The organism is Dyella sp. (assembly GCF_035508675.1).
GTDB lineage: Bacteria > Pseudomonadota > Gammaproteobacteria > Xanthomonadales > Rhodanobacteraceae > Dyella_B.
The window spans coordinates 1-6,072 of record NZ_DATJMN010000314.1 but is presented as its reverse complement, the minus strand read 5'-3'; the positions used below and the strand labels follow the sequence as shown (position 1 = coordinate 6,072).

General features: G+C 63.3%; 3 protein-coding genes. 2 read left to right on the top strand and 1 reads right to left on the bottom strand.

Translation table 11 applies throughout. The features are described from left to right. Positions 1–439 (bottom strand): WD40/YVTN/BNR-like repeat-containing protein (locus tag VMA74_RS16675; protein ID WP_414649628.1); only part of this gene is annotated, 439 nt, incomplete at its 3' end. A gap of 382 nt (positions 440–821) precedes the next feature. Between VMA74_RS16675 and VMA74_RS16670 the strand changes: the two genes are divergently transcribed. Further along, complete coding sequence (locus VMA74_RS16670) at positions 822–2,972, top strand: TonB-dependent receptor family protein (RefSeq protein WP_325368984.1); 2,151 nt, start codon at positions 822–824, stop codon at positions 2,970–2,972. 53 nt (positions 2,973–3,025) lie between these two features. After that, the coding region (locus VMA74_RS16665; RefSeq protein ID WP_325368982.1) for a VPS10 domain-containing protein at positions 3,026–6,072 on the top strand (3,047 nt) is incomplete at its 3' end.

Genomic DNA, 6,072 nt, shown 5'->3' with positions numbered 1-6,072 from the left:
CGACCAGGATGCGCCCGATCTGGCGGCTGTCGTCCAGGCCGATGTGGCGCCAATGCTTGCCGCCGTCGGTGGATTTGTACATGCCGTTGCCATGCGCGATATCCGAGCGCATGTCCGCTTCACCGGTGCCGACGTACACCGTGTCGGGCTGCGACGGCGCCACGGCGATGGCGCCGATCGAGCCGACACGTTCGCCATCGAAGATCGGTTGCCAGGTGCGGCCGGCATCGTTGGTCTTCCATACACCGCCATCCACCGCGCCGAAATAGAAATGACGGTCATCGCCGGGAATGCCGGTGACGGCCAGCACGCGGCCGCCGCGGAAGGGGCCGATCAGGCGCCAGTGCAGGTCCTGGAACAGGGAAGCATCGACGGTGGCGTGGGCGGCAAGGGCGGTGGTGATGCCGAAGGCGAGTAGAGCAAGGCGGCGCAGTTGCACGGGGCGGTATCTCTTTAGGCAGTGGGCGTGGGGACGCGCGATGTGCTCCCTCTGCTTTCCGGGAGGGCTGGGGTGAGGGGGCGCTCTTGCCTCAAGCGTGCCTATGCTGCGCAACCCTCGGAGCCGTCATTCCCGCGCACGCGGGAATCCATTTTGGTTTTTCACCGCAGGATCAAATGGATTCCCGCTTGCGCAGGAAGGACGTCCGTGTGGTCATGCTAGGTTCGCCCCTCAGCTCAGTCCCTTCCCTGATGGAAGAGGGAGCCATCACTACACTGTAACGCCCCCATTCACGATTCCAAAGGGTAAACCGATGGCATATAGCCAAGCGCAGCCATATGCGCGATAAGGCTCGGCTACCTCGCTGTTGCCTGGATACCGTATGTTGCCGTTGCGCCGCGCCGCGCTGCCGTTTGCCTTGTTGCTTTCGCTGGTTTCTCTCGCTGCCTTCGCGCAGGACGACGATCAGCCTGCCGGCAGCCACAAAACCACCAAGCTTCCCGCCGTGAACGTGCACGCCGAAGACTGGCGTAAATACCTGAAGGCCAAGCTGCAATACCAGATGCCGGAGGTGGACGGTCCGAAGATCACCGTCACCAAGAAAACCACGGTGACGCACCTGGCAGACCAGCCGACCGTGATCGGCAACAACCTCAACCAGGCGCTGGCGCGCACCCCCGGCGTGCTGGTTTCCGAACAACCCACGCCAACGCAGTTCAACTTCAGCTATCGCGGCATCGGCAATCCGCAGGAATCGGAATTCGTGCTGGTGATGCAGGATGGCATCCCGATGGAAGGCGACTGGATCGGCTTCCCCACGCTGTACGCGTTTCCGATGACGCAGAGCCTGGCGGACATCCAGCTCATCCGCGGCGGTTCCAGTCTCTTGTACGGCCCGGAACCGGCGCCGGTGATCAACCTGGTTTCCAAGCGCCCGGCGCCGAACACGCCACTGACCGTCAGCACCGAAAACGTGGTCGGCGAGCACGGCCTGTTTTCCAGCTACAACGTGATCGAGCGCAACCAGGGGCAATGGGCCTTCCGCGCCGACGCCGGCTACGTGCACAGCGACGGCACGCGCGCCAACGATGGCTCGCAGAATCGCCAGGCGGATGTCTACCTGGCCTACAAACCGGACGAGCACCAGCAGTGGTGGCTGGATTTCCACGCGATCAGCGCCGTCTCCGGCGACCCGGGGCGGCTGAGCTATACGCAATGGCAGCAGGACCCGCGCACCGTCACCACGCCGTACAACCGCGACTGGGTCAATCGCGATCAGCTGGTGCTGGGGCATACGCATGATTTCGGCAACCGCTGGTCGCTGGAAGCCAAACTGTGGTTCACCTACCAGGACCTGGTCAGCCGTGCGGCGGCGCCCAACGCAAGCACCACCACGCTGCAAGACGAAGCCTTCCGTACCTATGGCGCCGACGTGCGCCTGCGCAAAAACTGGGGGCAGGGCAATGCGTTCACCGTGGGCACGGTGCTGTATCGCGGCAACGATCCGTTCCGGCAATGGAGCAGCACGGACCTGACGGTTGGGCGCGACGATCACAGCGGCACGCCGATACTCAATCAACGCCGCAGCTCGCAATACGAGTCCGTGTTTGCCGAAAACGTATTCCGCCTGCCGCATCGCTTCCACATCGTGCCGTCGGTGCGCCTGGAACATGAGCGCGTTGCCGTGGATGAAACGGTGCGCCCGCCGTTTCTTTCACGCCCGCTGATCCACGAAGCCGACACGCGTCACCTGCCGCTGTTCGGCCTCGGGCTGGGCAACGATTTCGGGCATGGCAACGAAACGTACTTCAACGTATCCCAAGGCTGGCGCCCGCTGCGCTTCTTCGATATCGCGCCGCCCTTCAGCAATCTGCTGGAAGGACACGCCGCGCAATTGTCCAAGTCGGTGTCGTGGGAAGCGGGCGTGCACGGCGCGCCGGTGACCGGCCTGTACTACGACGTGAGTCTGTTCTGGATCAATTTCCGCAACCGCCTGGAAACGCAGTACATCAACGCCGTCGACACCGTTTACGTCAACACGGGCAATACACGCAGCCGTGGCCTGGAAGCGCAGCTCGACTACGATTTCTTCGCGCCGACCCAACTGGCTACCGAAGGCCAGCATCTGGAAACGTTCCTCAATGCCAGCCTGCTCAATGCCAGGTTCGTCGCCAGCGCCATTCCCGGGCAAGTGGGCAAGACGCCCGCGTTTTCGCCGGACTACCTGCTCAAGACCGGCGTGACTTGGCGCAACGAGCGCGTGAAGCTTAGCCTGACGGCGGTGAGCTCGGCAGCGCAGTACTGGCAGGACTCCGATCAGGCGTATGGCAGCGGCGCAACGTACATGCCGGCACGCATACCGGCGTACACAGTAGTGGACATCGCCTCCGATTGGCAGTTGAATCACTCGCTGCGCTTGCTGGCGGGAGTCAGCAATCTCGGTAACCGGCATTACTTCGATCGCGTCTGGCAGAACGGATTGGAACCGGCGTTTGGCAGGACTTGGTATACGGGGTTTGCGTTGAGTTATTGAGCATTCGCTCCAAGGGCGACTTGCTTGCTCATTCTTTTACAGCGGGAGTCCACATGTCGAAACGTTCTCTGCTTCGCCCACTTTCAGCGCTTGCTTGCGCCTGTCTGCTTGCTGGCACCGCAGCGTTGCATGCGGACACCACGCCAACTCCCAACCACACTGCCGATGCCCTGCAGTGGCGCCTGGTCGGCCCGTTCCGTGGCGGCTGGGCCACCATGGCCGCCGGCGATCCCACCCGGCCCGATACCTTCTACATCGGCACCGCGGGCGGCGGCGTGTGGAAAACCAATGATGCGGGCCGCACCTGGCAACCGACGTTCGACAACGTAGCCACCGCGCCCATCGGCGCCATCGCCGTTGCGCCGTCCAACCCCAACGTGATTTACGCCGGCTCCGGTCAGGTCGCCGCGCGCTACGATGTCGCTGCCGGCAATGGCATGTACCGCTCCGATGACGGCGGCAAGCGCTGGCAACCCATCGGTCTTGCCCAGAGCAAGCACATCGGCCGCATCCTGGTCGATCCGCACGATGCCAATACCGTGCTGGTCGGTGTGCTCGGCCACTACTTCGGCCCGAACAAAGAGCGCGGCGTCTATCGCTCTACCGACGGCGGCAAGACCTGGAAGCAAACGCTGTTCGTCGATGCCGACACCGGCGTCGTCGATCTTGCTGCCGATCCATCCGACCCGAACATCGTCTACGCCGCGGCATGGCAGGTGCGCAACTATCCGTGGTTGTCGTATTTCCAGCCGAATGCGGGACCGGGTTCGGGCCTCTACAAATCCACCGACGGCGGCGTCACCTGGAAACGCATCAGTGGCAACGGCTGGCCGACGGGCACGCTGGCGCGCATCGGCATTGCCACGGCCAGCGGCCATCGCGTATATGCCGTGGTGAATGCTGCCAGTCCGCGCAAGGACAGCGGCCTGTACCGCTCGGATGACGGCGGCGCGACATGGCAAGCGGTAAGCCATGAATCCTGGCTGCCGAACGACTACTTCAGCCGCATCACCGTCGATCCGCAGGATCGCGATCGCATCTATTCGGCGGGGCAGTCCATCCGCCGCTCCGATGACGGCGGCAAGCATTGGGATATTTTCAAAGGCGCACCGGGCGGCGACGACTATCACTTCCTGTGGATCGATCCGCGCGACACGCAACGCATGATTGCGGCAAGCGACCAGGGCGCCGTGGTGACCGTCAATGGCGGCAAGAGCTGGAGCAGCTGGTACAACCAACCTACCGGCCAGTTCTATCACCTCGCTACCGACAACCAGTTTCCCTATTGGATTTACTCCGGCCAGCAGGATTCCGGCACGGTTGGTATCGCCAGTCGCAGCGATTACGGCTCCATTTCCTATCGCGACTGGCGCCCGGTCGGCGGTGACGAGCGCGATTACGACCTGCCGTATCCGGCCGACTCCAATATCGTGTTCGGTTCCGGTCTCGGCGGACGCGTATCGCGCTGGGATCGCCGCACCGGTGTCGTGCAGAACGTTACGGCATGGCCGGTCAGCAGTTACGGCCAGCGTCCTACCGACTTCAAATACCACTACACCTGGATCACGCCGATCGCGTTTTCCGCCAAGCCGCCGTATGCGCTTTATCTCGGTTCGCAAGTGTTGTTCCGCAGTACCGACCAAGGCCAGCACTGGGATGTGATCAGCCCCGACCTCAGCGCCAAGAAGCCAGGCGCCACCGAAGGCTGCGAAGGCAATCCCACCGCGCAGCAGGCACGCGATTGCGGCTACGGCGTGATCTACAGCATCGCACCGTCGCCCTTCAGCAACGATGAAATCTGGATCGGCACCGATGACGGCTCCATCCAGTTCACCCGCGACGGCGGCAAGCACTGGCAGAACGTCACGCCCAAGGATCTGCCGCACTGGGGCATCGTCAGTTCGCTCGATCTTTCGGCGGTAAAACAAGGCACTGCTTACGCAGCGGTCGACAATCATCGCCAGGATGATTTCCGTCCGCATGTGTGGCGCACGCACGATGACGGTAAAACCTGGACCGACATCTCCGCGGGCCTGCCGCAAGACGATTTCGTCAGCGTGGTGCGCGCCGATACCCAGCGCGAAGGCTTGCTGTTTGCCGGCACCGACCGTGGCGTGTATGTGTCATACGACGACGGCGCGCACTGGCAATCCCTGCAGCGCAACCTGCCCACGGCCTGGGTGCGCGACTTGACCATCCACGGCGACGACCTTATTGCCGGCACGCAGGGCAGGGCGATCTGGGTCCTCGATGACATCACGCCGCTGCGCCAGGCCGGCGCCGATAACGCACGCAAGACCGTGCTCTACACGCCTGCCGACGCCGTGCGCGTGCGCGCCAACGAAAACAAGGACACGCCGCTACCGCCAGACGAACCGCTCGGCAAGAATCCGCCTGCCGGCGCCATCATCGATTACCAGCTGGCCGGCGCCGCGAAAGGTCCGGTCACGCTCGACATTCTCGACAGCAACGGCAATACGGTGCGCCACTTCTCCAGCGCCGACAAACCCGCAAATCTCCCCGCCGAACGCTACTTCCAGAAAGGCTGGCTGGGCGCGCCGGAGATGCTCGGCACCGGCGCGGGTATGCACCGCTTCGTGTGGAACCTGCGCTACCCGCGCCCGCAGGCCTTGCTCTACGGCTACAGCATCGCCGCCACCTGGGATTCCGATACGCCACTCACGCCCGAAGGCCCGCTGGCGCTGCCGGGCAAATACCAGGTGGTGCTCAGCGTCGACGGCAAGTCCTACCGCGCACCGTTGAACATCGTGCCTGATCCACGTGTCACGCTCGACCCGAACGCGCTCGCCGAGGGCTTGGCTTTCTCGCGCGAAGTCGGCACGGCATTGCAGCAAGTCTGGCAAACGCACGGTGAAGTAGATGCCGTACGCGATCAACTCGACGAAGCAGATAAAAAAGCAGGCAGCAACAAACCGCTGCACGACGAGATCGACGCCTTGCGCAAGAAAACCGCCCCGCTCGTTTCCGGCGATAGCGAAAACGCTACCAACCTGGAAGCGATGAACGACGCCCTCACCGCCATCGCCACCGACGTGGAAGGTGCCGATCGTGCACCGACTGATGGACAGCGGCAGGCGTT